The organism is Chryseobacterium sp. SIMBA_038 (assembly GCF_046535115.1).
In the GTDB taxonomy this organism is placed as follows: domain Bacteria; phylum Bacteroidota; class Bacteroidia; order Flavobacteriales; family Weeksellaceae; genus Chryseobacterium.
Map to the genome: position 1 here is coordinate 1 of NZ_JAWRXH010000137.1, position 277 is coordinate 277.

Below are 277 nucleotides of genomic sequence, written 5' to 3' on the forward strand. Positions count from 1 at the left end.
GTTATCGGGTCGACAGGATCGTAATACGGCGCTGTACGACCTCAAGCAGTGGTTCTACGAACACCGGATTCTGATCGTTCAGGACCGCGCACTTCGGCAGCTCATCGTGCAGGCGGTGCAGGATGTCGAGGTCGCGCTCACGCACCGTCTCGAGGCGTCGTTCGGCGCCGCGACGCTTGATCACTGGGGCGCGCTGCTACCGCGGCCCGAGGCAAGCGGCGCCAGCCTCCAGCAGTGGCTGTGGTCCGTACTATTACGGAATTCGACGAACCAGATG

1 protein-coding gene is annotated in these 277 nt (G+C 62.8%); it reads left to right on the forward strand.

All coding sequences use genetic code 11. The features are described from left to right. The coding region (locus tag SB689_RS23015) for a hypothetical protein (protein ID WP_410694383.1) at window positions 1–277 on the forward strand (277 nt) is incomplete at both ends.